Source organism: Leifsonia sp. Ger2509 (assembly GCF_055231915.1).
In genome coordinates this window covers 3624578-3648397 of record NZ_JBUYVB010000003.1, presented here as the reverse complement: position 1 = coordinate 3648397, position 23820 = coordinate 3624578, and the positions used below count along the sequence as shown (strand labels likewise).

At 68.2% G+C, this 23820-nt stretch carries 24 protein-coding genes, 1 tRNA gene and 1 pseudogene; 7 read left to right on the top strand and 19 right to left on the bottom strand.

Going from position 1 to position 23820, the window contains the following annotated elements:
* Nucleotides 1-20: 20 nt before the first annotated feature.
* Together ACV7NN_RS17670 and ACV7NN_RS17665 are read right to left on the bottom strand one after the other, a co-directional pair.
* Complete coding sequence (locus ACV7NN_RS17670) at nucleotides 21-1259, bottom strand: AI-2E family transporter (RefSeq protein WP_463350864.1); 1239 nt, start codon at nucleotides 1257-1259, stop codon at nucleotides 21-23.
* Between the two features lie 39 nt (nucleotides 1260-1298).
* Complete coding sequence (locus ACV7NN_RS17665) at nucleotides 1299-1889, bottom strand: hypothetical protein (protein ID WP_463350863.1); 591 nt, start codon at nucleotides 1887-1889, stop codon at nucleotides 1299-1301.
* Nucleotides 1890-1962: 73 nt separating this feature from the next.
* Between ACV7NN_RS17665 and ACV7NN_RS17660 the strand changes: the two genes are divergently transcribed.
* Nucleotides 1963-3168, top strand: a complete 1206-nt coding sequence (locus ACV7NN_RS17660; RefSeq protein ID WP_463350862.1) for a winged helix-turn-helix domain-containing protein — start codon at nucleotides 1963-1965, stop codon at nucleotides 3166-3168.
* A gap of 76 nt (nucleotides 3169-3244) precedes the next feature.
* On the opposite strand, the gene ACV7NN_RS17655 is transcribed toward ACV7NN_RS17660, so the two are convergent.
* Nucleotides 3245-4138, bottom strand: coding sequence for a M48 family metalloprotease (locus tag ACV7NN_RS17655; RefSeq protein ID WP_463350861.1), 894 nt, complete (start codon nucleotides 4136-4138; stop codon nucleotides 3245-3247).
* Nucleotides 4139-4150: 12 nt separating this feature from the next.
* Nucleotides 4151-4717 carry a LemA family protein gene (locus ACV7NN_RS17650; RefSeq protein WP_463350860.1) on the bottom strand — a complete coding sequence of 189 codons (567 nt, stop codon included), beginning with the start codon at nucleotides 4715-4717 and terminating at the stop codon, nucleotides 4151-4153.
* A 172-nt stretch (nucleotides 4718-4889) separates the two neighbouring features.
* Between ACV7NN_RS17650 and ACV7NN_RS17645 the strand changes: the two genes are divergently transcribed.
* Both ACV7NN_RS17645 and ACV7NN_RS17640 read left to right on the top strand, forming a co-directional pair.
* Entirely contained in the window at nucleotides 4890-5639 is a 750-nt protein-coding gene (locus ACV7NN_RS17645) for an ABC transporter ATP-binding protein (RefSeq protein ID WP_463350859.1), read from the top strand.
* The gene (locus ACV7NN_RS17640) at nucleotides 5636-6370 is read left to right on the top strand and encodes an ABC transporter permease (protein ID WP_463350858.1); all 735 of its coding nucleotides are present in this window, start codon (nucleotides 5636-5638) and stop codon (nucleotides 6368-6370) included. Before ACV7NN_RS17645 ends, ACV7NN_RS17640 begins: the two co-directional genes overlap by 4 nt.
* A gap of 201 nt (nucleotides 6371-6571) precedes the next feature.
* On the opposite strand, the gene ACV7NN_RS17635 is transcribed toward ACV7NN_RS17640, so the two are convergent.
* The 6 genes from ACV7NN_RS17635 to ACV7NN_RS17610 form a co-directional block, all read right to left on the bottom strand.
* Nucleotides 6572-7273: a hypothetical protein gene (locus ACV7NN_RS17635; protein WP_463350857.1), complete on the bottom strand. Its 702-nt coding sequence runs from the start codon at nucleotides 7271-7273 to the stop codon at nucleotides 6572-6574.
* 294 nt (nucleotides 7274-7567) lie between these two features.
* Nucleotides 7568-9013, bottom strand: coding sequence for a GH1 family beta-glucosidase (locus tag ACV7NN_RS17630; RefSeq protein WP_463350856.1), 1446 nt, complete (start codon nucleotides 9011-9013; stop codon nucleotides 7568-7570).
* Nucleotides 9010-10323: a D-arabinono-1,4-lactone oxidase gene (locus ACV7NN_RS17625; protein WP_463350855.1), complete on the bottom strand. Its 1314-nt coding sequence runs from the start codon at nucleotides 10321-10323 to the stop codon at nucleotides 9010-9012. The genes ACV7NN_RS17630 and ACV7NN_RS17625 overlap by 4 nt, the downstream gene beginning before the upstream one ends.
* On the bottom strand, nucleotides 10320-11579 hold the full coding sequence (locus tag ACV7NN_RS17620; protein WP_463350854.1) for an alanine racemase: 1260 nt from the start codon (nucleotides 11577-11579) through the stop codon (nucleotides 10320-10322). The genes ACV7NN_RS17625 and ACV7NN_RS17620 overlap by 4 nt, the downstream gene beginning before the upstream one ends.
* Nucleotides 11579-12835 carry an MFS transporter gene (locus ACV7NN_RS17615; protein ID WP_463350853.1) on the bottom strand — a complete coding sequence of 419 codons (1257 nt, stop codon included), beginning with the start codon at nucleotides 12833-12835 and terminating at the stop codon, nucleotides 11579-11581. Before ACV7NN_RS17615 ends, ACV7NN_RS17620 begins: the two co-directional genes overlap by 1 nt.
* A complete protein-coding gene (locus ACV7NN_RS17610; RefSeq protein WP_463350852.1) occupies nucleotides 12832-13455 on the bottom strand; it encodes a TetR/AcrR family transcriptional regulator in 624 nt (207 codons plus the stop codon). Before ACV7NN_RS17610 ends, ACV7NN_RS17615 begins: the two co-directional genes overlap by 4 nt.
* A gap of 251 nt (nucleotides 13456-13706) precedes the next feature.
* On the opposite strand from ACV7NN_RS17610, the gene ACV7NN_RS17605 reads away from it, so the two are divergent.
* The gene (locus tag ACV7NN_RS17605) at nucleotides 13707-15761 is read left to right on the top strand and encodes an Ig-like domain-containing protein (RefSeq protein WP_463350851.1); all 2055 of its coding nucleotides are present in this window, start codon (nucleotides 13707-13709) and stop codon (nucleotides 15759-15761) included.
* On the opposite strand, the gene ACV7NN_RS17600 is transcribed toward ACV7NN_RS17605, so the two are convergent.
* Both ACV7NN_RS17600 and ACV7NN_RS17595 read right to left on the bottom strand, forming a co-directional pair.
* Entirely contained in the window at nucleotides 15758-16153 is a 396-nt protein-coding gene (locus ACV7NN_RS17600) for a YchJ family protein (protein ID WP_463351317.1), read from the bottom strand. The two genes, ACV7NN_RS17605 and ACV7NN_RS17600, sit on opposite strands and share 4 nt — an antisense overlap.
* Before the next feature lie 357 nt (nucleotides 16154-16510).
* Nucleotides 16511-17128 (bottom strand): hypothetical protein, encoded by a 618-nt coding sequence (locus ACV7NN_RS17595; protein WP_463350850.1) that lies wholly within the window; start codon nucleotides 17126-17128, stop codon nucleotides 16511-16513.
* A 65-nt stretch (nucleotides 17129-17193) separates the two neighbouring features.
* On the opposite strand from ACV7NN_RS17595, the gene ACV7NN_RS17590 reads away from it, so the two are divergent.
* On the top strand, nucleotides 17194-17493 hold the full coding sequence (locus ACV7NN_RS17590) for a hypothetical protein (RefSeq protein ID WP_463350849.1): 300 nt from the start codon (nucleotides 17194-17196) through the stop codon (nucleotides 17491-17493).
* A gap of 24 nt (nucleotides 17494-17517) precedes the next feature.
* Here ACV7NN_RS17590 and ACV7NN_RS17585 read toward each other — a convergent pair whose 3' ends face one another.
* The 3 genes and pseudogenes from ACV7NN_RS17585 to ACV7NN_RS17575 all read right to left on the bottom strand — a co-directional run bounded on the left by ACV7NN_RS17585 (nucleotide 17518) and on the right by ACV7NN_RS17575 (nucleotide 19093).
* Complete coding sequence (locus ACV7NN_RS17585) at nucleotides 17518-17877, bottom strand: peptidoglycan-binding domain-containing protein (RefSeq protein ID WP_463351316.1); 360 nt, start codon at nucleotides 17875-17877, stop codon at nucleotides 17518-17520.
* A gap of 51 nt (nucleotides 17878-17928) precedes the next feature.
* Nucleotides 17929-18015 (bottom strand): annotated as a pseudogene (locus ACV7NN_RS17580) (hypothetical protein); the annotation flags it as partial.
* A 100-nt stretch (nucleotides 18016-18115) separates the two neighbouring features.
* The gene (locus ACV7NN_RS17575) at nucleotides 18116-19093 is read right to left on the bottom strand and encodes an alpha/beta hydrolase family protein (RefSeq protein ID WP_463350848.1); all 978 of its coding nucleotides are present in this window, start codon (nucleotides 19091-19093) and stop codon (nucleotides 18116-18118) included.
* A 109-nt stretch (nucleotides 19094-19202) separates the two neighbouring features.
* On the opposite strand from ACV7NN_RS17575, the gene ACV7NN_RS17570 reads away from it, so the two are divergent.
* On the top strand, nucleotides 19203-19673 hold the full coding sequence (locus ACV7NN_RS17570; protein ID WP_463350847.1) for an SRPBCC family protein: 471 nt from the start codon (nucleotides 19203-19205) through the stop codon (nucleotides 19671-19673).
* Nucleotides 19670-20365 carry a class I SAM-dependent methyltransferase gene (locus ACV7NN_RS17565; protein ID WP_463350846.1) on the top strand — a complete coding sequence of 232 codons (696 nt, stop codon included), beginning with the start codon at nucleotides 19670-19672 and terminating at the stop codon, nucleotides 20363-20365. The genes ACV7NN_RS17570 and ACV7NN_RS17565 overlap by 4 nt, the downstream gene beginning before the upstream one ends.
* 58 nt (nucleotides 20366-20423) lie before the next feature.
* Here ACV7NN_RS17565 and ACV7NN_RS17560 read toward each other — a convergent pair.
* The 4 genes from ACV7NN_RS17560 to ACV7NN_RS17545 form a co-directional block, all read right to left on the bottom strand.
* Nucleotides 20424-20497 (bottom strand) — tRNA-Leu (locus tag ACV7NN_RS17560).
* A gap of 97 nt (nucleotides 20498-20594) precedes the next feature.
* Nucleotides 20595-22013, bottom strand: coding sequence for an NAD(P)/FAD-dependent oxidoreductase (locus ACV7NN_RS17555; RefSeq protein ID WP_463350845.1), 1419 nt, complete (start codon nucleotides 22011-22013; stop codon nucleotides 20595-20597).
* Between the two features lie 38 nt (nucleotides 22014-22051).
* Nucleotides 22052-23308, bottom strand: coding sequence for a S8 family serine peptidase (locus ACV7NN_RS17550; protein WP_463350844.1), 1257 nt, complete (start codon nucleotides 23306-23308; stop codon nucleotides 22052-22054).
* On the bottom strand, nucleotides 23308-23820 hold the full coding sequence (locus ACV7NN_RS17545) for a DUF501 domain-containing protein (RefSeq protein WP_463350843.1): 513 nt from the start codon (nucleotides 23818-23820) through the stop codon (nucleotides 23308-23310). Before ACV7NN_RS17545 ends, ACV7NN_RS17550 begins: the two co-directional genes overlap by 1 nt.

Sequence of the window (23820 nt, the reverse complement as noted above, 5' to 3'; positions counted from 1 at the left end):
GGAAGGCATGGCGAAACGGGTCAGCGCGGCCTGCGCGCCGGTCGCGGAACGGTCTCCCAGAGCACAGGGATGGGCTGGATGAGGGATGGGTCACTGGGCGGTCCGGTGCGCCAGACACCACTCGAGACGTACTGCACCATGACGTTGAGCACCGCGGCGAGCGGAACCGCGAACAGCGCACCGGGGATCCCCGCGAGGAGCGAGCCGGCCGCCACCACCAGGACGACGGCGAGCGGGTGCACCTTGACGGCGGTACCCATGATGAACGGCTGCAGCACGTGCCCTTCGAGTTGCTGGACGCCGAGGACGATCAGCAGCATGATCAGGGCGAACACCCATCCCTTGAAGATCAGGGCGATGAAGACGGCGAGAGCGCCGGTCAGCACGGCGCCGACGATCGGGATGAACGAGCCGAGGAACACGAGCACGGTGATCGGGATGACCAGTGGGAGCCCGAGGATGAACGCGCCGAGACCGATACCGACGGCATCGATCGTCGCCACGAGGATCTGGACCTTCGCGAAGCTCGTGAGCGTGAGCCAGCCCGCTCGCCCGGCCCCGTCGACGGCCGCGCGCGCCGTGCGCGGGAAGATGTGCACGATCCAGTTCCAGATGCCCTTGCCGTCGATCAGGATGAAGATCAGGCTGAACGCCGTCAGGAGAACGCCGGTGAGCACGTGGCCGAGTGTGGACCCGATCGAGAGCGCGCCCGAGATGAAGATCTGGCTGTCCTGCTGGATGGCGTCGCCCAGTTGCTTCAGGTAGCCGTCGATCTGGGAGGGGGTCAGGCCGAGCGGTCCGGTGGTGAGCCAGTCGCGGAACTGGTGGTACGCAGCGACACTCTGGACGCTCAACGACGAGGCTTCGCGCGTGACCTGCCAGATCGCGAGGTAGAACAGTCCCCCGACGACGACGATCAGGGTGAGCATCGCCGTCACGATGGCGACCCAGCGGGGCCAGTGATGCCGGTGGAGGAACGCCGAGAACGGCACGAGGAGGGCGGCGATCAGCACGGCGATCAGGAGCGGGATGACGATGAGCCGCAGCTGGACGATCAGGAAGATCGCGACGGCGATCACGGCTCCGATCACCAGCAGCCGCCACGACCATGCCCCGGCGACGCGGACGCCGCGAGGCAGCGACTCCTCGATCGGTGCGGGCACCGCCACGGTCGGCGCCCCCCGCCTGAGTCCGGCGAAGAGCCCCCCGCGCGGCCTATCCGGTGTGCGTCCTGCGTCAGTTCCGTCTGTCGTAGCCACCCGGCAAGTCTACGGGGAGGCGCGTCCCAGGGGCCGGGTTCAGGGCTCCAGACCGCCGATCTGGATGATGAGCGGCGGGTATTCGATGCTTGTCGAGTACCAGGTCCAGGAGCCGCCCGGGCTCGACTGCTGGATGTACGCGTTGACCTGTCCGTTCGCGGGCACGTCGCTGAGAACGACGGAGAACGCCCTCTTGCCGACGAGGGTCTTGGCGCCGGTTCCCCCGAGCGTCCCGCCCGCCGCATAGCCGCCTGCCACCAGCGAGACCGCGCTCGAGGATTCGAGGAGGAACGCGATGACATACGTCGCCGGGGTGGTGATGCCGTAGGCGGCCGGTTCGAAATGGACGGAGACGAACGGGCCGCCCGCCGGCGTCTGGCGGTAGCTGAGGCTCGCATACGGCGTCGCCGCATCGGTCTGCAGGATGTCCGGCGCACCGAGGGTGAGGTTGGTCCGGCCCTTGCCGATGGTCTTGATCGGACTGATGACGTCGATGGGCGGAGGGAACCAGGGGTGGATCCGGCGAATCCTCGTCCAGTCCTCGAGGGTCAGATCCTTTTCGAAGGCGGTGAGATCGACCCTCGTGTCATCGAACCGGGCAGCCGCGATCTCATAGCTTTCCTCAGACATGAGGAAAATTCTACTCCCGGCTGTCCACCCCCTCGCTGAGCCGGTGTCGGACGCGGCCACTAGGGTCGAGTCGATGGTTGAGAAGATTTCGTCCGCGAGCGCCCGACGCATCGCCCTCGCCGCCCAGGGATTCGGGCGGCCGCGCCCGGCGATCGTCGGCACCCGGCAGCTCAACGGCCTGATGGACCGGTTGAACCTGCTTCAGATCGACTCGGTGAACGTCTTCGAGCGCAGCCACTACCTGCCCGTCTTCGCGCGGGTCGGCGCCTACGACAAAGCACTCCTCGACAGGCTCACGTTCGAGGCCAAAGCGCCGCACACCGAGTACTGGGCGCACGAGGCCGCCCTGATCCGGCGCGAGGACTGGTCGCTGTTCCGCTGGAGGATGGCCGACTACCGCCGAAAGCTCGGAGACCCCGCAGACGGCTGGTTCCAGAGCAACCGGTCGACGGTCGACTGGCTGCGGGCCGAACTCGCGGCCAGCGGACCGCTCGCTGCCGGGGAGATCGAGCATGACGCCAACAAGCGCAACGGGCCGTGGTGGGGCTGGTCCGATGTGAAACGGGCGCTCGAGCTCATGTTCTACTTCGGTGAGGTGGCGATCGCGGGGCGCACACGGTTCCAGCGGCGATACGCCCTCGTCCAGAACGTGATCCCCTCCGAGATCCTCGCTCGGGAAGTCGACGAGGCCGACGCGGTCCGCGAACTCGTGCGACGCTCGGCCGTCGCCCACGGAATCGGCACCCTCGGCGACCTCGCCGACTACTACCGCATCAAGCGTGCCCCCGCAGCTGTCGCGGTCCGCGAGCTGGAGGAGGCCGGCGAGCTGGTGCCCGTCACAGTGCACGGGTGGGAACGCAACGGCAGGCCCGAGCAGGCGTGGGTGCACCGGGACGCACGTCGACCGAGGCGACTCGAGGCGAGCGCGTTCCTCTCCCCCTTCGACCCCGTCGTCTGGTATCGCGACCGGGGCCTGCGCATGTTCGACTTCCACTACCGCATCGAGATCTACACGCCGGAGCCCAAGCGGGTCTACGGCTACTACGTGCTGCCGATCCTGCTCGACGACAGGATCGTCGGCCGCATCGACCTCAAGAACGACCGGCAGGCGGGCGTCCTGCGCGTGCAGGCGGCGTGGACGGAACCGGATGCGCCCGCCGACACCGCCGAGCGAGTCGCGGCCCTGCTCCAGGAGACAGCGGCCTGGCAGGGCCTCGGCGAGGTGGTCGTCGCCGGTCGCGGCGACCTTGCTCCTGCGCTCGCGAGCGCGCTCGGGTGACCGAGAATCGCCGGTCGCGCCGAGTCTCGCCGCCGTGCGGGGTCAGCTCGGCCCCAGGGGCGACTCTCGGGCAGCCCTAGAAGCTGCTGCCCATCTTCTCGAGGCGGTCGACGCGCTCAGGGATCGGCGGATGAGTGCTGAACAAGCGACTCATCAGGCTCGGCTTCAGAGGCTCCGCGATCCACAGATGTGCCATCGACGAATTCTGGCGGCGCATCGGCCGGCCGTAGTCCTGCAGCTTCAGCAGGGCGCTCGCCAGCGCATCCGGGTGCCGCGTCGTCATAGCGCCCGTCGCATCCGCCAGGTATTCCCGCTGGCGTGACACGGCGAGCTGCACGAGCGTGGCGACCAGCGGCGCGATGATCATCGCGACCAGGCCGAAGATGAACACGACCGGGTTTCCGCCTCCCCCGCCGCTGTTGTTGTTGTTGCGGCCGCCACCGAAGAAGGCCATCCGCAGGAACATGTCCGCGATGAACCCGACGGCGACGGTGAGACCGAACACGATCATCGACAGGCGGATGTCGTAGTTTCGCACGTGCCCGAGCTCGTGGGCCATGACCCCCTCGAGTTCCGGGTCGGTCATGATGTCCAGGAGCCCGGTGGTCGCCGCGACAGCAGCGTGCTGCGGGTCACGGCCCGTCGCGAAAGCGTTCGGGGCCGGGTCGTTGACGATGTAGACCTTGGGCATGGGGGTGCCCGTGGTGATCGAGAGGTTCTCGACCACGTTCCACAGGCGCGGGTTGTCGGCCTTCTGGATCTCGATCGCGCCGGCCATGCTCAGTGCCTGGCTGCTGGCCAGGTAGTACTGGAAGACCGCGTAGAGAGTCGCCACCACCAGCGTGATGATGACGATCGTCGTGTTCTGGTAGATGTATGCCGCGAGCCAGCCGAGACCGCCGATGATCAACAGGAACAGCAAGATGGTGATGACCGTGTTGCGCTTGTTCCTGGCAATTGCTCTATACATTGCCGCCCGCCGCTAGAACTGCACGCGGGGCGGTTCGGCGATCGCCGCGAGGTCTCCGACTTCGAAGAAGTCGCGCGCGCTGAAGCCGAGTCGCTTGGCGAAGATGCTGTTCGGGAACACCTTGATCTTGGTGTTCAGTTCACGGACACCACCGTTGTAGAACCGGCGCGACGCCTGGATCTTGTCCTCGGTGTCGACCAGGTCGGCCTGCAGTCGCAGGAAGTTCTGACTCGCCTGGAGTTGCGGATAGGCCTCCGCGACCGCGAAGATGCTGCGCAGCGCCGCCTGGATGTGGTTCTCCGCCACGGACGCCTCGGCCGGCCCCGTAGCCGAAAGCGTCTCCGCACGCGCCTTGGTCACGGATTCGAAGACCCCCCGCTCGTGAGCGGCATAGCCCTTGACCGTCTCGATCAGGTTCGGGATGAGGTCGGCACGCCGTTTCAGCTGCACCGTGATGTCACTCCACGCCTCGTCGACGCGAACGTTCAGGGTGACGAGGGAGTTGTACGTCGCCCAGAGGTAGATCCCGATGATCGCGACTATTACGACGACGATGATGACCGGGATAAGCCAATCCATGGCACGAACTCCTTGACTGTGGGGGCGCATTCAGCACGCGAACTCATCATATCTTCGGTGCACCGGGCTCCCACGGGCTTCCCACCACACTCAAAGCAAGTGCTGCGTGAACCGGCGGTACTACGCTCTGTCTCATGGACGTCGTTCCGTCGCAGCCGATCGGACCCACCTCATGGTGAATCTGTCGGAGGCGGCCGTGGTCATCGAGAACCTCCGCGTTCGACGCGGCAGGCAGATGGTGCTCGACGGACTTTCTCTCACCATCCCGCGCGGGCAGGTCATCGGCCTCCTCGGGCCGAGCGGTTGCGGCAAGACCACCCTGATGCGATCGATCGTGGGCGTCCAGAAGATCTCCAGCGGAACGGTGACGGTGCTCGGCGATGTGGCCGGGTCCCCATCCCTTCGCCACCGCGTCGGCTACGTCACACAGTCGGCGAGCGTCTACGACGACCTCACCGTCAGGCAGAACCTGCACTACTTCAGGAGCGTCCTCGGCGCACCGAAGGACGACGTCGAGCGTGTCATCGACGCGACCGACCTCGGAGCGAGCGCATCCCAGCTCGTATCGACGCTGTCGGGAGGCCAGCTCAGCCGTGTCTCGCTCGCGGCGGCGCTCCTCGGCTCGCCCGAGGTGCTCATCCTGGACGAGCCGACCGTCGGCCTCGACCCCCTGCTGCGCGTCGACCTGTGGAACTTGTTCCACCGGCTCGCAAGCGTCGGGACGAGCCTGCTCGTCTCCAGCCACGTGATGGACGAGGCGACGCGGTGCGACCGGCTCCTCCTGATGCGGGAGGGCGAGATCCTGGCGGACGAGACGCCGGCCGGCCTGCTTGCACGGACGGGCGCCGGGGACGCCGAGAACGCGTTCCTCGCGCTGATCCGGCACCATCCGAAGCACCTCGAAGAGGGAGGGGAACGATGACCTTCTCGCGCACGTTCGCCACCGCAGGCCGTGTCCTCTCGCAGATCCGCCACGACCCGCGGACGATCGGGTTGCTCATCGTCGTCCCCAGCCTTCTCATCGGGCTGGTCGCCTGGATCTTCACCGACACGGACACGTTCCAGACGATCGGCCCGGCCATGCTCGCGCTGTTCCCCTTCATCGTGATGTTCCTCGTCACGAGCATCACGACGCTGCGGGAGCGCCGCACCGGCACACTCGAACGGCTGCTGTCGATGCCGATGGGAAAAGGCGACTTCATCCTCGGATACACCCTGGCGTTCGGTTCGCTCGCCATCGTCCAGTCGGTCGTCGCCGTGGGGTTCGCGGTGTGGGTCTGCGGTCTCACGATCAAGGGCAGCGTCTGGCTGCTCCTCGCCGTCGCCCTCGCGGATGCCATTCTCGGGACCACTCTCGGCCTGTTCGCGAGCGCGTTCGCCCGCACTGAGTTCCAGGTCGTGCAGTTCATGCCGCTCATCGTGTTCCCGCAGATCCTGCTCGGCGGGATCTTCATCCCGCGCGACCAGCTGCCGCAGGGACTGGAGATCATCAGTGACTGGCTGCCGCTGTCGCACGCGATCGATGCGCTCAACGCAGTGGCGACCGATTCGCACGATGCCGCCTACATCGGGGGCGAGCTTCTCATCATCGGCGCATTCGCGGTGGCCGCGATCATCGTGGGCTCGCTGACGCTGCAGCGCCGCACGGCCTGACCCGCCTGCGCGCGGCGGCCGAACGCCGTTCGGTCGCCAGAATGCCCGCACCCAGCACGATTGCCCGCCAAACTTTTGGCGAGCTGAACCCCGAGAACGACGCTGTGGCGTCGACCTCCTGAGTGCCCGACACCAGGAGGCTCGACGCCACAGTCGTTCGCTGCTGTCACCCGCGGTCGGTCGGATGGCAGCAGAGCTTCGCTACGGGCAGCCCCAGTATCCCGACGGGGTGAGCACGAGCGTTGCGCCGGGGCAGGGTCCGCACCCGGAGTTGTCCGGTCGTGTCGAGGACACTCCGGGCGCATAGTGAGCGACGGTGACGGCGTGCGTCGTCACGCCACCGCCACCGCCCGCAGAGTCAGCACTCGCCGTGTCGCGGCGTGCAGAGTATTCGGCAGCCGCGAGGACGGCCGACTGTGCAGCCGCTGCCGCCGCGAGTCGCTTCTGTTCGGCGCGCTCCCACGCCGCGACCGAATCGGTCACGGCCTTTTCGGCTTCGCGCAGGTGCATGACGGCGCCGGTCAGCAGGTAGGCGTTCGAACCGCTGAGCGCGGTGACGGATGCAATGGCGGCAGCGAGCGCGGTACGTCCGGCCGGTGCGGCTTTGCCCGCACTCGCGGCGAGGATGTGCCTCGCCCGGACGACGTCGGACTGGGCGACGCCGACGGCGTCCGCGAGCCGCGTCTCGGCGACTGCCGAGCGCAGGCCGGCAGCGGTCTGGATGTGCACCGTTCCAAGGGAGGTGATGGCTGCGGACCGGGCCGCATCCCGAGCGTCGACGACGCGAGACGAGATCGCTCCGGACGTCGCGGTCACCACCAGCGCGGCCACCACGGTCGCGGCGAGCACTGCGACGGCGCGCCGTGCCGGCGTTGCCAGTTGGTGCATCGTGCGGTCGGTCATCCGGCCCTCTCCCAAAGTTGAAGAAACCTCGAATTATTCCCAGTCGGTTCACAGCTAGTGGGGAGTGTTCCAGCCGAACTGAGCAGTTGTCAAGATTCACACGAGTCACACTGATCCCACCCGATGGGCGGAAATCCGCAGAATTCCGCGGATTTCCGAGGGTTTCTCAGCGAATCCGGGCACGCCCGTCTCACCCGGATTGGGGGTGGATTGCAGGGCTGCAGAGACGCGGATTCGCGCGCTCCGCGCATCCGGAACAACCGGAACTCGCTCCGTGGCGAGCCGGAAACGCGGTCAGCCGCGCGAGGCGAGCACCTCGCGAAGCCAGCCGAAGGAGCGCTTGGGCGTCCGGTCCTGGGTGTCGAAATCGACGTGGACGATGCCGAATCGCTGCGTATAGCCGGCAGCCCATTCGAAGTTGTCGAGCAGCGACCACACGTGGTAGCCCTGCAGGTCGACACCGTTCGCCACCCCATCCGGAGCCACTGCTTCGAGCACTGCAGCGAGGTGGTCGCCGAGGTACTCGATGCGGGCTTCGTCGTCGACGGGCTCGCTCGCACGGGCATCCGCAACAGCAGTCGGGAAACTCGCTCCGCCCTCCGTGATCACGACGGGAGGCAGCGCATCCGCGTACCGGTCACGCAGCTCGGCGAGCGCGACCCCGAGGTACCGGGGCGCGATCGGCCAGCCGAACCCTGTGCGATCGAACTCCGGCCACTCTTCGAGGTGGAACGGAAGCGATCGCATCGCTGCGGCCTCGCCGTCCGGCGAAGCGCCCGCCCCGGCGCCGGCCGCGATCCGGGAGGGGAAATAATAGTTGAGACCGTAGAAGTCGAGCGGCGCCGAGATGATCGCAAGGTCGTCGGAGTCGACCGCGTCGAACACGCCGAACAGCTCCCGGAACGGCTCCGGTGCTTCGGGGTAGCGTCCGAGCAGCACGGGGTCGGCGAAGATCCGGTTGTGGATGACGTCGAAGAGAGCTGCGAAGGCCGCGTCCTCCTCGCCGTCGCTCGCCGGCTCGACCGGGGAATGCACGTTGGTGATGCCGATGCGCCCGGCGACACCCGCGTCCCGCAGCGCGCCGACCGCCAGTCCGTGACCGAGGAGCTGGTGATGAGCAGCCGGAAGGGCGTCGAACAGCAGAGCGTGTCCGGGCGCGTGCAGGCCGAGCGCGTAGCCGTTGAGCGTGACAGTGGCAGGCTCGTTGATGGTCACCCAGGAGTCGACGCGGTCGCCGAACGCTTCGGCTGCGAGGAACGCATAATCGGCGAAGCGCCGCGCCGTGTCGCGGGACAACCATCCTTCGCGCAGTTCGAGAGGCGTGTCCCAGTGGTAGAGGGTGGCCATCGGGCGGATGCCCGCGGCCAGCAGCTGGTCGATCAGCCGGTCGTAGAACGCGATCCCTTCACGGTTGCCGCCTCCGCGGCCGCCCGGCTGGATGCGCGGCCACGAGAGCGAGAACCGGTACGAGTCGACGCCCAGGTCGGCCATGAGCCGGACATCCTCGGTCAGCCGGTGGTAGTGGTCGCACGCAACATCGGCGGTCGTGCCGTCGAGGATGCGGCCCGGCTGGTGCGTGAACGCATCCCAGACCGACTCTCCCCGGCCGCCTTCATGCGTGGCTCCCTCGATCTGGAACGCTGCCGTGGCGACGCCGACCCGGAAATCGGCGGGTATGAGCTCCCCGAGCTCGCGGGCACGCTCGCGCCAGCGCGCGTCGGCCGACCTGCGCGCGCTCACGCGCCGAGCACCCGCGCGAGGTAGGCGTTCGCGAACCTGCGCTCCGGGTCGAGCCGGTCGCGCACGGCGAGGAAGTCGTCGAAACGCGGATACGTGGCCCGCAGCGAGTCGGCATCGCGGTAGTGCATCTTTCCCCAGTGGGGGCGGCCGTCGTGCGCCATCATGATCTCCTCGACTGAGCGGAAGTACTGCTCCGGATTCTCCCGGAAGTAACGGTGCACCGCGATGTAGCCGGTCTCACGACCGTGCGCCGTGGACAGCCAGTTCTCGTCCGCCGCCGCCGAGCGCACTTCGATCGGGAACGAGATCCGCCATCCGCGGCGTTCGATGAGCGCTTTGACCTCGCTCAACGCGTCCGGCACGGCCTCGCGCGGAATCGCGTACTCCATCTCGCGGAACCGCACGGTGCGGTTGGTGACGAACACCCGCGGCGAGTGGTCGGTGAAGTCACGGTTGCCGGTGAGCCGCTGGGCCAGGCGGCTGAACGGAGGGACGATTGCGGGCATCGCGGTGCCGACCGCGCAGACACCTCGGTAGAGGCCGTTCGCGAGCAGTTCGTCGTCGACCCAGCGGCCGACGGCGCCGAGCGGCTTGCGCCCCGCCTCCACCGGGAGCCGCGTGTTCGTCTTCGTCAGGGCGGTCTCCGTGTGCGGGAACCAGTAGAACTCGAAGTGGTCAGCCGACGCCGACCGGTCCAGGTACGAGTCGAGGGTCGCTTCGAGCGGCTCAGGCCGCTCAACCGCCTCGAGGAGGAACGCAGGGACGCACTGGATGGTGATCTCGACGATCACGCCGAGGGCACCGAGCCCGAGGCGGGCGGCCGGGAGCAGTTCGGCGTTCTCGGTCTCGCTGATGGTGAGCACATCGCCGGTGCCGGTCACCAGTGTGAGCGCGACGATCTGGGTCGCAAGTCCCCCGAAGCCGCCGCCGGTGCCGTGGGTTCCGGTCGAGGTGGCACCGGCGATGGTCTGCCGGTCGATATCGCCCATGTTCTGGAGCGCGAGCCCGTACGGCCGCAGCAGCTCGGGAAGCTGGTACAGGTTGGTGCCGGCGGCGAGCGTGACGCGTCCCCGCGCCTCATCGACGGCGATCACGCCGCGCAGGTCGCCGAGATCGAGCTGCACACCGGGCGCGACGGCGATGCCGGTGAAACTGTGACCGGCGCCGACGGCCTTGATGCGCATCCCCTGCTGTGCGGCCGCCGCGACAGCGCGCTGGACCGCCTCCGCAGTCGCGGGACGCTCCACCCGTGCAGGCCGGACTTTCTCGCTCCTGCCCCAGTTCTGCCAGGTGGCTCCCGTCGCTGTCACAGGAAGGCCTTCCCTTCGCCGCGGTAGGTGAGGGACGTTCCGACGACGGTGTCGCCTTCCACGAGGTGGAATTCGTTGACGTGCTCGCTGAGTTCGCCCGACTTGGTGTGACGCAGCCAGACCCGATCGCCGGCCCGGAGGAGCGCCGCTGCCGCTCCGGTCACGGGCGTCTGCACTTCACCGGCCATCTCCCTCGGAACCATCTCGAGTCCGGTGGGCCAGGTGATGCGGGGCAGCCGGTCGTCGCCTGCGGGCCCGGATGCGACCCATCCGCCGCCGAGGAGTGTCGCCGTCTCCGGCGTGGGCTTGCGCACGACCGAGAGTGCGAACGCCGCCGCCGGTGCCGGGTGGAACGACCGGTAGTTGTCGAACAGGTGACCGCCGAAGAGACCACTGCCTGCCGCGATCTCGGTGACCGACGCATCCGACGATGTGAACTCGAGCGATCCGGTGCCGCCGCCGTTCACGAACTCGAGGTCGGCGAGCTCGCGCACCGCCGCCACGGCGGCCGCCCGTCGTTCTGCGAGTTCGGCCTTCGAGTTCTTCTGCATCCACCGCACCGTGGCACCCCACGCTGCGCGACCGGCCGGCTTGTCGCCCTGACCGGCGATCTGCGCCTCATAACCCATGATCCCGACGAGCGTGAATCCCGGGCGGCTGGCGACCTTCGCAGCGAGCCCGCGGGCATCCGCGGCGGTGTAGACCGGCGACCGCCAGACGCCGATGTGACCGAGAAGCGAGTTCTGCCACGACGAGTCGAGCTCGATGCACACACGGATCGTCTCGCGCACCGACGCAGGGAAGACACTGTCAATGAGCTCGAGCTGCGCGACCGAGTCGACCATGATCGTGACCCGCGCTGCCAGCTCCGGCGACTGCGCGAGCTCGGCGATCGCCGCGCGGTCGGCCGTCGGATACCCGACGACGACATCCTCGATCGGCGGATGCCCGTCACCGCCCTTGGCCAGCCACAGCGCCTCCGCGAGCGTGTACGCGAGCACGCCGTGATAGCCGGGCAGCGCCAGTACGGCGTCGAGCACGTCGCGCACGCGCACCGACTTGGACGCGACACGGATCGGCTTGCCCGCGGCACGCCGCAGCATGTCGTGGGTGTTGTGGCGGAGCGCATCCAGCTGCAGGACGGCGAGCGCCGGGTCGAGCTGCGAGGTCGCCGCCGAGAGCGCGGGCCAGTAGACGCCGGGACGGGTCCACGTGCGGGCGGATGCGGCGGGCGCGACGGACAGGTCGATGGTCACTAGCGGACTGCTTTCACTCGGGCGACCGCGAGAGCGCCCGCGAACGCGAAGACACCGGACATGATGAACAGGCCCATGAACCCGCCCATCATCGCGACGACGGCGGCGCCGATCAGTGGTGCGATCGCCTGCGGAACGGCGGTCGCGATGTTCATGATGCCGAGATCCTTGCCCCGCGACTCGGGGTCCGGGAGCACCTGGGTGGCCAGCGCCTGGTCGACGGACAGGAAGCATCCGTAGCCGAGCCCGAGCAGGCCGGCGGCGACCATCGCGACGGTGAGGTCGGGGAAGAAGGCGAGCAGGAGCGCCGCGACGCCCTGCAACGCCGACGAGACGAAGACGAACGCCTTGCGCCTGCCGAGCCGGTCGGAGAGACGGCCGAGCACCAGCGACGCGATGATCACGAAGATCATGTAGATCAGGATGAGGGTGAGCAGGTCGTCGTCGGCGTGCTTGTCGTTCAGGCCGAACTGCAGGAAGTAGAGCAGCATCGTCGTGCCGAACGCGTTGCCGAAGTTGACCAGCACGCGGCTGAGCAGGGTCCAGCCGAAGTCGGGGTGCTCGCGCGGGCTGATCCACAGGCTCTGCACCACCCCGCGTGCCGTCATCTTCTCTTTGAGCTCGACGGGAAGCACCTCGTCGGGAAGGAAGAGGAACGGCGTCACGAGAACCACGAGGAACACCGCCATCGCCGTGTAGCCGAGGAGCGTCCCGACGAAGACGTAGGTCACGAGCATGACGCCGAGGATGATGCCGATCGCCTGCGGAGCGCTCAGCCAGCCGGACACATACCCCCGCTGGTTGACCGGGACCTGGTCGCTGATCGTGGCGGTGAGCGCGGCCGTGAGGATGCAGAACCCGGTGAGCGCCAGCGACCAGAACACGCCGATGCCGACGATCGTGGTCTGAGCGCCGAGCAGGATGAGCGAGACCGCGAACACGATGGTCCCGATCAGGATCCACGGCCGGCGTCGCCCGAAACGGCTCGTCGTGCGGTCGGAGAGCGCGCCGGTAAGCGGGTAGGCGATGATCGCGCACACGCCGGAGATGCCCGAGATGATGCCGAAGGCGACCACGTTGTCGACCCAGTAGGTCGTCTTGAGCTGTTCGGTGATCTGCTCGGGCAGAAGCTTCTGGATGGGGGCGAGCTGCGCCATCCAGATCCCGAGCCACGCGATCGCGAAGAAGGCGATCCAGCGGCCGGTGACCTTGCGTGTGGGTTCGGCGAAGACGGCCGTCGTCTGGGTTTCGGTCATGATGTCCTCGCGGTGGTAGGGAGTGTTGCAAGGCGCGCGATGGTGTCGGCGGCGAAATCCAGGATGGATTCGGCCGCCGCGTCATCGCGGTTGACGAGCCAGGAGATGGTGAGGCCGTCCGTGAGGACGACCAGGAGGGTGGCGATCTCGCGGATCGGCCGGTCCCAGCGCGCGCCAGTCAGGTCGGACGCGACGGACAGGGCGCTCTCGGCGAGCGCGTAGTAGCTGGCGTACTGCAGTTGCGCGAGGCGCTCCAGCTCGGGCGAGCGCATCGCGTAGTGCGTGAGCTCGAACATCGCCTTCTCGCGCTGGGGGTCGGAGCGCACGACGTCGAAGTAGGTCTGCAGGCCGGCCCTGACGGCGGCGCGCAGTTCGACGGGAGCTTGGTCGGGCATCAGGACGGGCGCGAGGGCGCGTTCCTGCTGGTCGACGACGTAGGTCACGAGTTCGCTCATCAGTTCGTCGCGCGAAGTGAAGACGTAGTGGAAGCTGGCGAGCGACATGCCCGCCTCGGCGACGATCGCCCGCGTGGTCGCGGCCTGGACGCCGTGCTGCGCGACAACGCGGAGGGCCGCTTGGATGAGGGCCGCGCGTCGGTCGGTGGCCGCGATGCGCGTCATAAAACGTCACCTTTGCAAGGCGCGGCGGAGGTCGCTTCTGTCGGGTGAAGCGACGTCGGATGCTGCACTGGCGGTTCTCCTGCTCGGCGCTGGGCAAGAACTGGGACGATTGACCCACTCGCAAGTATGCACGAAAGACCGCCCGTCGGTTTGACAACGGGATTGTTGACACCTGAAATGGGGGTAGAGTGCGCAGGTTTCCAAGTATTTCTTCTCCACCCGTCCGGTCGGCACTGGCGACCGGACTCGTTGTGAGCGCCGTGATCCTCGGAGTCCTCGCCGGCCGTGCCGCTCCCGCCTCCGCTGCTCCCGCATCCGCCGAGACCGCACCCGCCACCTCCACCCCCACCCCCACGCCGGCCGCACCGACGATCACGTCGCCGGCCGCAGGCACCCTCGTGACGACCGGAAGCATCGACGTCGGGGGCGCTGGAAGCCCCGGCGACCGCATCCAGGTCTTCGTGGATGCGCACGGACCCGTCTGCCAGGCCACGGTCGACGCCGCCTCCGCCTGGTCGTGCACCATTCCGTCGCTTCCCGACGGCCCCGACGTCATCATCAGCGCTGTCGTGGCAGGCGATTCCGACCTCGCCGACAGCGTGCGTGTGTCCGCCCTGTCTCCACCGACCGTCGCCGGCGGCTCGAACGGCTTCCTCTCGAGCGGAGGAGTTCACGGCACCGGGTACCCCGGCGCGACGGTGACCGTCACCGCCTCGGGAGGCGCGACCTGCTCGTTCCCCGTCGACTCGAGCGGATCGTGGGCGTGCGTGCTGAGCGGACCGCCCGCCTCAGGAACCTACGCGGTCTCGGCGACCCAGACCGCACCCTTCGCGACAGCGACCTCCCGGTCGAGTACACCGGTCGACCTCACCATCGACACCTCCGCGCCGGCACGACCGGGACTCTTCGTGTCGGCACCGGGTGACTCTGTGCCGCGTGGAGCCGCGGGGATGTTCCGCGGAACCGGAGAGGACGGCGCCCAGGTCACCGTCTACGGTGCCGACGACGCGGGCTCGGCCGTGATCTGTCGCGCTGTCGTCGCGCACGGCGCGTGGACCTGCAGCGGGATGCTCGCTCCGGGCCGCTACACCGTCTCAGCGCTGCAGAGCGATCCGGCGGGGAACGTCAGCCCGGCGAGCGAAGCGATCACGATGACGTTCGCCGCCGCTGCACCGCCGTCGCCGAGCACACAGCCGTCGCCCTCGCATTCGACATCGGGCGCCGCCGGTCCCGCTGTTCCGCCTGCGCCCGCGCCGTCGACCTCGACGCCTACACCATCCACTCGTGCACCCCACGCCACCCACGGCGGGGTCGAGACCTGGTCGGGCTCCTCCCAGTTCACCAGCGCCGCTCCCCCAGCGATCTCACCCGACGCGGTCCCCGGCTGGCTCCGCTCCCTCCTGCTGGCGGCGGCAGCCCTGCTCCTGCTCGCCCTGCCCGCCCGCCTGCTCGGCAGCACGCTCGCGCGGGCACGCGCCGAGCATCCCGGCGCGTCGCACCTCCGCATCTTCGGCCGGAACGCACCCCACGCCGTGGTCGACGCGGACGATGCGGATGCGCATCCCGCCGGCCTCGCCCAGCGCCGGCTGCTCGCGGGCGCGGCCTCCCTCGCGGCTGCCGCGCTCGTCACTCTCTCCAGCCCGATCGGCGACGTGGGCACGTATCTGCGCGTGCTTCTCGCTGTAGTGATCGCGCTGGTCGTCGTGAACGGCGCCTGGATCGTCGTGCCGTGGATCGCATCCGGACATCTGACAGGCGCCCGCCCACGGCTCGAGCTGTTGCCGCGGAACCTTCTCCTCGTCGCCGCAACCGCGATCGGCTCCCGCCTGCTCGGGCTGCATCCGGCACTGCTTTTCGGGCTGCTCGTCGGGGCTGTCGTCGCGCCGGGGCTGTCACGGATCGCGAACGGGCGACTGGCCGCCGCCCAGGTGGCCGGGCTCGCCGGAGTCGGAGTGCTCGCATGGCTCGCGCTCGGGCCACTCCCCGATCCGTCGAACCCGCTCACCGCCTTCGGCACCGAGTTGGCCGAGGCCATAACCCTGCTGGGCATCGGCTCCGCCGCGATCAGCCTGCTCCCCATCGGCAGCCTGGCCGGGCGCGCGATCTTCCTCTGGTCCCGGCGCGTCTGGGGAGCACTCAGCCTCGCCGTCTACACGGTGCTCTTCGCGCTCCTGCTCCCCGTCGCATCCCTCTGGAACGCGGGGACGGCATCGCTCCTGCTGATCGGCGGGGTTGTCGCGTTCGCTGCTCTGAGCGTCGCCGTCTGGCTGTGGGAGCGTTTCGTCGAGCCGGCCCGCCAGTCCTAGCCGTCCGCCCGGACGCCGTCGAGATAGAACCAGCGTCGCCCTTCACGGACGAACCGGCTGTCCTCCTCCTGGACGCCGACCGCATCCCCCTTGTAGTAGGCGCGGAATCGAACCGTGCCGACCGTGTCGAGCATGCCGCCGCCGGTCGTCCCGACGATGTCGAGCCGGTACCAGCGGAGGCCCGTGTCCAGTTCGAGCGTCGCCGGCCGTGTCGAGGGATGCCAGGAGTCGAGCAGATAACCGGCGTCACCGAGCGCGAACGCCGAGAACCGCGACCGCATCAGGCGCTCAGCAGTGGGCGCCTCGGCCGTCCGCCGATGGATGGGGCCGCAGCAGGCGTCGTAGGTGTCGCCGCTGAGGCACGGGCACTGCGGAGGTCTGGCGTCGGGCATGGTCACCAGACGACCCTAGCCCTGGCGGACGTGGCCCGTCGCCCGACATGGAACACCCCGGTCGCGACGACCGTCGGGGGATCGTTGGGGGTCGCGACCGGGGCTGTGGACACCGCTGCATTCTGGCGTCAGAAAAGTTGTACCGCGCGCGTGTGAGAGCCGGCTTCGGCCTTGCTGAACAAGCTCACAGACGGTTCTCGAGACAGCGGCACCGCCGGGTGTACGTTGTGCACATGGAAGGTTGGCTGGAAGCGTTCATCTGGTTGGTTATCCTGGGCGGCGGAACCCTCGCGATCGCCTGCCTCGTCGCGCTCATCAGGGCCCCCTACCGCAAGTAGGCGCATCGGCGTTCGAGGGTCAGTCGCGGTCGGGAAGCAGGAAGACCGTCTTGGCGATCGGCGATGCCAGGCGCTCCGGAGTGTAATACCGATCGAGCAGCGCGGTGTCGAGCAGGTCGGGATTCGCGTCGATGAACGCGTCGAAGTCGGTCTGCGGATGCGCGGCAAGGCGCTCGGCGATCACCGCGAGGAAAGCGCCGGTGACCGTCTGGCTGAACTTCTCCGGTCGACCCGCGTGCACCGCGAGCCGCCGGATGCCCTCGGAGAAGCGTTCGAACGCGACAGCGAAAGAATCCCTGTTCAGCGACAGGAACGCCATGCGCAGATGATCGCGGTGCGGAAAGCCGGACGTGCGGATGCGGCCCGCGTAGAACTCCTCCACCTCATCGTCCGTGGTCGTCTCGTCGAGGTGGTGCGCGTCGGCGCTCGTGAGGTCGAGGTCGTAGACAGATTTCAGCGCTGCGATCTTGACGATGGTGGCGTCGCTGAACGGCGTCTTGCCCTCGAAGGAATGCAGCAGCACGCCCTCGAGCAGTTCGCCGAGTGGAATGTCGAGCGCCTCGGCGAGAGCCTTCGCGGTCTTGAGGATCCTGCGCTCGATGCGCACACCCGTCTGGACACGATCGATTGTTACCATGTTACCAAGGTACCCCTGTGCGCAACCGTCTGGCACGACTGGTCGCTGGCCCTAAACTGTGTTCTATGGCCGCAACGACGACTGACCTGCACCCGACCGACGCATCCGAAACCGATGCCGTTCCCGCGGCACCCGCGGGGCCGCTCACCGGCGGGCTCAGCACGGCCAGCACCCTCATGGCCATCCTCAGCGTCTTCGTTCCGCTGTTCGGCATGATCGGGGCTGCCCTGGTCGCCAAGCGCGCACGCGCGATCGGCAGCTCGACCCGGTTCCCCGACCTCGTCATCTTCTGGGCAGGGGTCCTCTTCTACTTCGAGACGCTCTACGTCTTCTGGTTCAGCCTCAGCGCGCTCGGCCACCACTAAGTCGCGGCTGGCGTTTCGTCGGCGTCACCCGATGACGTACTGCAACCCCACCGCCGATTCGAGGTCCGCCGACGCCGCGTGGAGCGAGACGTCCCACGTCTGGTCGCCGACGATCCCGTCGACCGTGACGTGTCCCCATCCCTGGAACGCTTCGACGGCCGCTTTGGTGTGTGGACCGAAGATCCCGTCGATCCCCTGAGGCGTCACACCACCCCACTGCGCAGCGCCGTTCGTGAGCACTGTCTGAAGGCTTGAGACGACGGGACCTGACGAGCCCTGCTGGAGAACCGGCATCGGTCCCCCGTCCGGCAGCGCGGCCCACGTGTGCGGCCCCACGATTCCGTCGACCACCAGCGGCGGGTTCCCCTGTTGGAATTCGATCACCGCCGTATGAGTCGCGGGCCCGAAGACGCCGTCGACCACGATCGAAAGATTCGGTGTCCTCCTAAGCGCCCGCTGCAGCCGTTTGACGGCGTCACCGGTCGATCCCTGCTGGATTGTCGGTTGCCCTGGATTTGCCACGATCCCCACCCGCTTCCCTCTGCGGACGCGGCCGACTGTCGCGTCGTCGCGGGACAAACCCTACTCGCCGGTCTACCCCCGCGACAATGGCTGTGCGACTCTAGTCGACGACCGATCGCAGCCAGGTGAGGATCGTGTCCAGGCTCTCCGCATCGAGCTGGGCGTCCGGTGAGTTGTAGCCGTTCCCCGGCGTCGCAGCGACCTCCTCCGGGGACCGCGTGTCGTTCTTGAACACGTGATTCGCGTGAGGCGGGAACGCGAATGTGACGTTGGGCATCCCCTCTGCGGCGCGCTGGAGAGGATCCCCGTCGGCGTGCGCGTCGATCTGCACGTCGCTGCCGCCAATCAGTACAAGGGTCGGGATACGCACCAGTGGGAGCGCATCGCACGCGGACTCCACCCACAGCTCACGGGCGAACGGCAGATTGGCCGGCGCCTCGAAGCTCGCGAGCACCATCTTCACACTGTCGGGCAGGCTGGGATCGGGGTTCATCGGCTCGCCCGCCGCATAGCGCGCGACAGCTTCCTCGACCATCGGCATCAGCTGTTCGCCGCCGGGGGTTTGTGCGGCCTGGAGGGCCAGCTGAGACAGCAGCACCGTCTGGATCGGACGCCCGGGCGGGGCAGCGAGGACGATTACTGCGAACGGAACGTCCTGCTCGCTGGTGACGTAGTGGAGCACGTGCAGTGTGCCCTCGCTGTTGCCCAGTCCGACGATCCGCGACGGGTCGACGAACTCCTGCCCGGCCAGCACTGCGACAGCGGAGACCAGCTCGTCCAGGTGAGACCGCATGCTCATCTTTCCGATCATCTTCGGCACGTTCTCCATCGCATGCGGACCGGATGCCCGCTTGTCGTAGCGAATGGATGCAATGCCGGCGGCGGCGAACGCTTCGGCGAAGAGACGGCCGCTTCCGTTATCGCCCGGAAGCAGCGGCGAACACCAATCCCGGTCCGTCGGCCCGCTGCCGGCGACGAGGACGACCGCCGGAAACGGCCCAGCGCCGTCCGGTCGCACCACGGTGCCACCCACTGTCATTCCGTCCAGTTCCCACGACACGTCGACAGAGTTCGCCATGGTCCAATCAGTACCACACGGTGTTCGAGCGCGGGATGACGCAGCCTGAAACTCGGGGCGGTTTGAACCAGGTGTGCCTCCGGCTCGTTTAAAGCTCAGAGGAGCCGCTATGACAATCAGAACCGAGAGTCGGATCACGGTCGCGGGGAATGTCAACGCCGTGTGGGACTACCTGTGCGACGTTGGACGCTGGGCGGAGTGGGCGCCGACGGTGCTCGAATGCCGCATCCGCGGAGGTGGTGCGATGCAACCCGGCGCCTGGGTCGAACAGCGGGCGAAGGATCTGGGCTTCAACCACAGGCGGATCGAGCGGGTGACAGCCGTCGACCCGCCGCGGTCCATGGCGTTCGCCGGCACGATGGGAACGTCCGTGGCCCGCTGGGGAATGGAATTCGAGCCGGAAGACGATGCGCACACGGACGCGATGATGTGGGTCGAGGTCGACGTCGCCAACGTCATGCGGGTGATCCCCGGCGGCCGCGGCCTCCAGAGGCAGATCCAGCGCGTGAGCAACATCGAGATGGCTGCGATCAAAGCCGCCGTCGAGGCCGACGTGCAGGCGGGCGCGGAGTCACCGTGAGTGAGGCCGATCGAACCCGAGAGCGCCTGATCGAGACCTACCGCAAGAAGGCCAGGCACTACGACGTGACCTCCCGGCTCTACCCGGCGCCCGGCTACCCGCAGCGCTCACAGCGCAGGCGCGCAGTCCAGGCGCTCCACCTCCGCCCGGGTGCGACGGTGATCGACATCGCCTGCGGTACGGGACTCAACTTTCTGCTGCTCGAGGAGGCGATCGGTCCCGGCGGCCGGATCGTCGGCGTCGATCTGACGGATGCGATGCTCGCCCGCGCCTCGAATCGGGTCGAGGCGCATGGCTGGGGCAACGTCAGCCTTGCGCAGTCCGACGCGGCCGCCTTCGACTTCCCGGCCGAGGTCGACGCGATCGTGTCCACCTACGCCCTGACGCAGGTGCCGGGAGCCCGACAGGTCATCGCGAACGGCGCAGCGGCGCTCTCCCCCGGCGGTCGCTGGGCAGTGCTTGATCTCAAGATCCCCGACCGCACGCCTGCGTGGCTCTCGCGGTTCGGGATCGCCGTCGTTCAGACCTCCGCCTCCCTCGACGAGTGGGTCGCGCGTCGGCCCTGGGAGGCGATCCGCGCGGCAACGGAGGAGACCCTGGTCGAACCGTCCTGGACCGAACTGTGTTTCGGGACGGCCTTCCTCGCGGCCGGCTCCGGACGCGGACCGTCTGCAGGGGACCGCGGGCACTGAGGAGCCGATGAGGCTCTGTGGACGCGGCCGCCAACCGGAAACGTGGCCTCGCGCGAAGTACCCCCAGTGGGACTCGAACCCACACTCGGGCGATTTTAAGTCGCCTGCCTCTGCCAATTGGGCTATGGGGGCCCGCCGTCCATGCTACCGAGCGGCGGGAGAGCGCCACGCGACCGACGGGAACGCCAAAGGCCCGGGCGAACGTGTCGACCCGGGCCTTCGCGTGAGACTACTTGGCGGTAACCTCTGCAGGCTGGGGCGCCTTGGCCCGCGAACGGGCCGGCGCCTTGACGGCCTTCGGCTCGGCTACGGGCGCGGCCTCGACGGCCGGGCGGGGACGGGCTGCGAACTCTTCGAATGCAGCGCGCGGGTGCTGCGCCGCCGCCAGCGAAACGATGTCGCGGCCGAGGAAGAAGTTGTTCACCCAGCCCAAGAACACGCGGATCTTGCGCTCCCAGCTGGGCATGGCCAGACCGTGGTAGCCGCGGTGCATCAGCCAGGCGAGGAAGCCCTTGACCGCGAGCTTGCCGGACTGAAACACTCCGACGCCGAGGCCGAGGCCGGCGACTGCGCCGGCGTTCTTGTGGAAGTACTGCTTCGGCAGCTCACCGCGCAGGTCGGCGACGAGGTTCTTCGCGAGCAGCTTGCCCTGGCGCACAGCGTGCTGCGCGTTCGGGACGGTGTAGCCGCCGACGCCGCCACCGGTGAGGTCGGGCACGGCGCAGATGTCACCGGCGCCCCAGGCGTCTTTGACGATGTCGTCTTCAGTGCCGACGCGGAGGTCCGCTCGCACCTGGAGGCGGCCGCGCTCCTCGATGGGGAGGTCGGTGTGACGCACGACGCCCGGGTTCGCCATGACACCGGCGGTCCAGACGATCAGGTCGGTCTCGAACTTCTCGCCGGTGGAGAGCTCGATGACGCCGTCGACGGCGCTCGACAACTGGGTGTCGAGGTGGATCTCCGCACCGCGCTGGGCGAGGTTCTTGATCACCCAGTGGCTGGTCTTCAGCGACACCTCGGGCATGATGCGCCCCATGGCCTCGATGAGATGGAAATGCGTGTCGTCGAACGAGAGCTGCGGGTAGAACTTGATCAGTGCCGACGCGAACGAGCGGAGCTCGGCGAACACCTCGATGCCCGCGAAGCCGCCACCGACGACGACGAACGTGAGGAGGCGTTCGCGCTCGGGACCGGCAGGCAGGTTGGCCGCCTTGGCGAAGTTGGTGAGGACACGGTCGCGGATCGCGATCGCCTCTTCGATGTTCTTGAGGCCGATCGCCTGGTCAGCAACGCCCGGGATCGGGAAGGTGCGCGACACGGCACCGGCAGTCACGACGATGATGTCGTACTCCTGCTGCCACGGCTCGCCCACGGGCGGCTCGATCGTCGCGGTCTTGTTCGCGTGGTCGATGTAGGTGACCTTGGCGGTGACGACGTTCGTCCGCTTGAGGTGACGGCGGTGCGCGACGACCGCGTGGCGCGGCTCGATCGACCCGACGGCGACCTCTGGGAGGAACGGCTGGTACGTCATGTACGGGAGCGGGTCGACCATGGTGACCTCGGCCTCGCCCTTGCGCAGCCACTTCTCGAGCTTCCATGCGGTGTAGAACCCGGCATAGCCGCCGCCGACGATCAGGATTTTGGGCACAGTGAACGGTCTCCTCAAGACGAAAGTATGGAGACAATCTACCCCCTGCGACCCGCCCGCCTGAAATGCAGGACCGCTCCTGTTACGCCCAGCGCAACAAGAACGAGGAATCCGACGAGGAGTGTGAATGGAATCCAGAAGAGGGTGAGCGCATCCCACCGGGGTATCACGAGCTGTCCGATCGCGATGGTCCGGTCGGGGGCGAGCGACCGCGGGGTGCTCGTCGGAACGGGAGCCTGTCCCCCCTGCGACGGGGTGGTCGAGTCGGCCCGGCGGTGGATGTGGATCCACTGGCCGAGGTCCCCCATGGGGTTCGCGACGACGGGTGCGACGTTCGCCGTCACGGCCGCATACGCATTCAGCAGGCCATATCCGTAGATCGGGCTGGGAACGGTGCCGACCGGTCGCGCCGTACGGACGATCCGGTTGATCACGTTCGCAGCGTTGAGCTCCGGATGTGCGGCCCTGACGAGCGCGACCGCGCCGGCCACCAGCGGCGCCGCTCCGCTCGTGCCTTCCCACTGCACGTACCCTCCGCCGGGATTCGCACCGACGAGCTGCTCGCTGGGCGCGGACACCCCGATGGTGATGCCCTGCGACGACGCATCGAAGCTGGCCTTTCCGTTGCGGTCGACGCCGGCGACGGTGAGCACTCCGGGGATGGTCGCCGGTGCGCCGACCTCGGTCGTTCCGCTTCCCCGGTTTCCGGCCGCCGCGACGACCACGACGTCGTGGGCGAACGCGTACTGGAATGCCGTGTCCCAGGATTCGGGCCAGTCGAGCGTGTTGCGTGTGAGTGACATGTTGATGACCGTGGCGCCGTGGTCGACCGCCCAGCGCACCCCATCCGCGATCTGGTCGTCGCTGCTGACCGTCGACGGCGACGACCCGAGTGCGACGGAGACGGTGAGGATGGATGCGTCGGGCGCGACACCGATCACACCGTTGCCGTCTCCGGTCCCCCGCCCGGCGAGCAGCGAAGCGACCCAGGTCCCGTGCCCGGACTCGTCACTGGCGCCCAGTGGTTTCTGGCCGTCCGCTGACCCGATGCCCGACACATCCGTGCCGCCGACGACGGCGCCGTGCAGGTCGGGAACGCTTCCGTCGACACCCGTATCGATGATGGCGACCTTCACACCGGCACCGCGGCTGGTCCCCCAGGCCTGGGAGACGCCGTAGTCGTTCAGCCAGTATTCGAGGCTGCGCACCTGGTCGGCGTGCGCGGCGGTTGCGCCGCCCAGAGCGAGGACGACACCGATTGCCAGCGCGACGAGGGCGCGCCCTGCCCGGACCATCAGACGCTGTAGTCGAGGCACTCGCAGACGGCGGGCGACCAGTTCGCGCGCTCCAGGGCGAGATCGCCGATCGGGTTGACTCCGGGGCCGGCCGCGAGCGCGTGGCCGCCGAGTGCGTGCAGGCATTTGACGCGAGCGGGCATGCCGCCGGCGGAGATGCCTGCGATCTCCGGTACGACGGCGATGCTCTCCCGGTCCGCGAGGTACGCGACGTGCGCATCGGCGTAGTGCGCCCGAAGCTCTTCGTCGTTCTCGAGCAGTTCGTTGAACTCGTTCATCACCTGCGTGGCTTCGAGGTACGACAACGCGGCCGTCGCTGCGGGGTGGCTCAGGTAGTAGAGCGTCGGGAACGGCGTGCCGTCGTCGAGGCGCGGCGCCGTCGCGACCACTGTCGGCGCACCGCACACGCAGCGGGCGGCGATGCCGACGACGTTGCGCGCCGGCCTGCCGAGCTGCGCGGAGACGATGGCGATGTCCCGCTCACTGGCGGGGTCGAATGGTGGGGTTGTCAT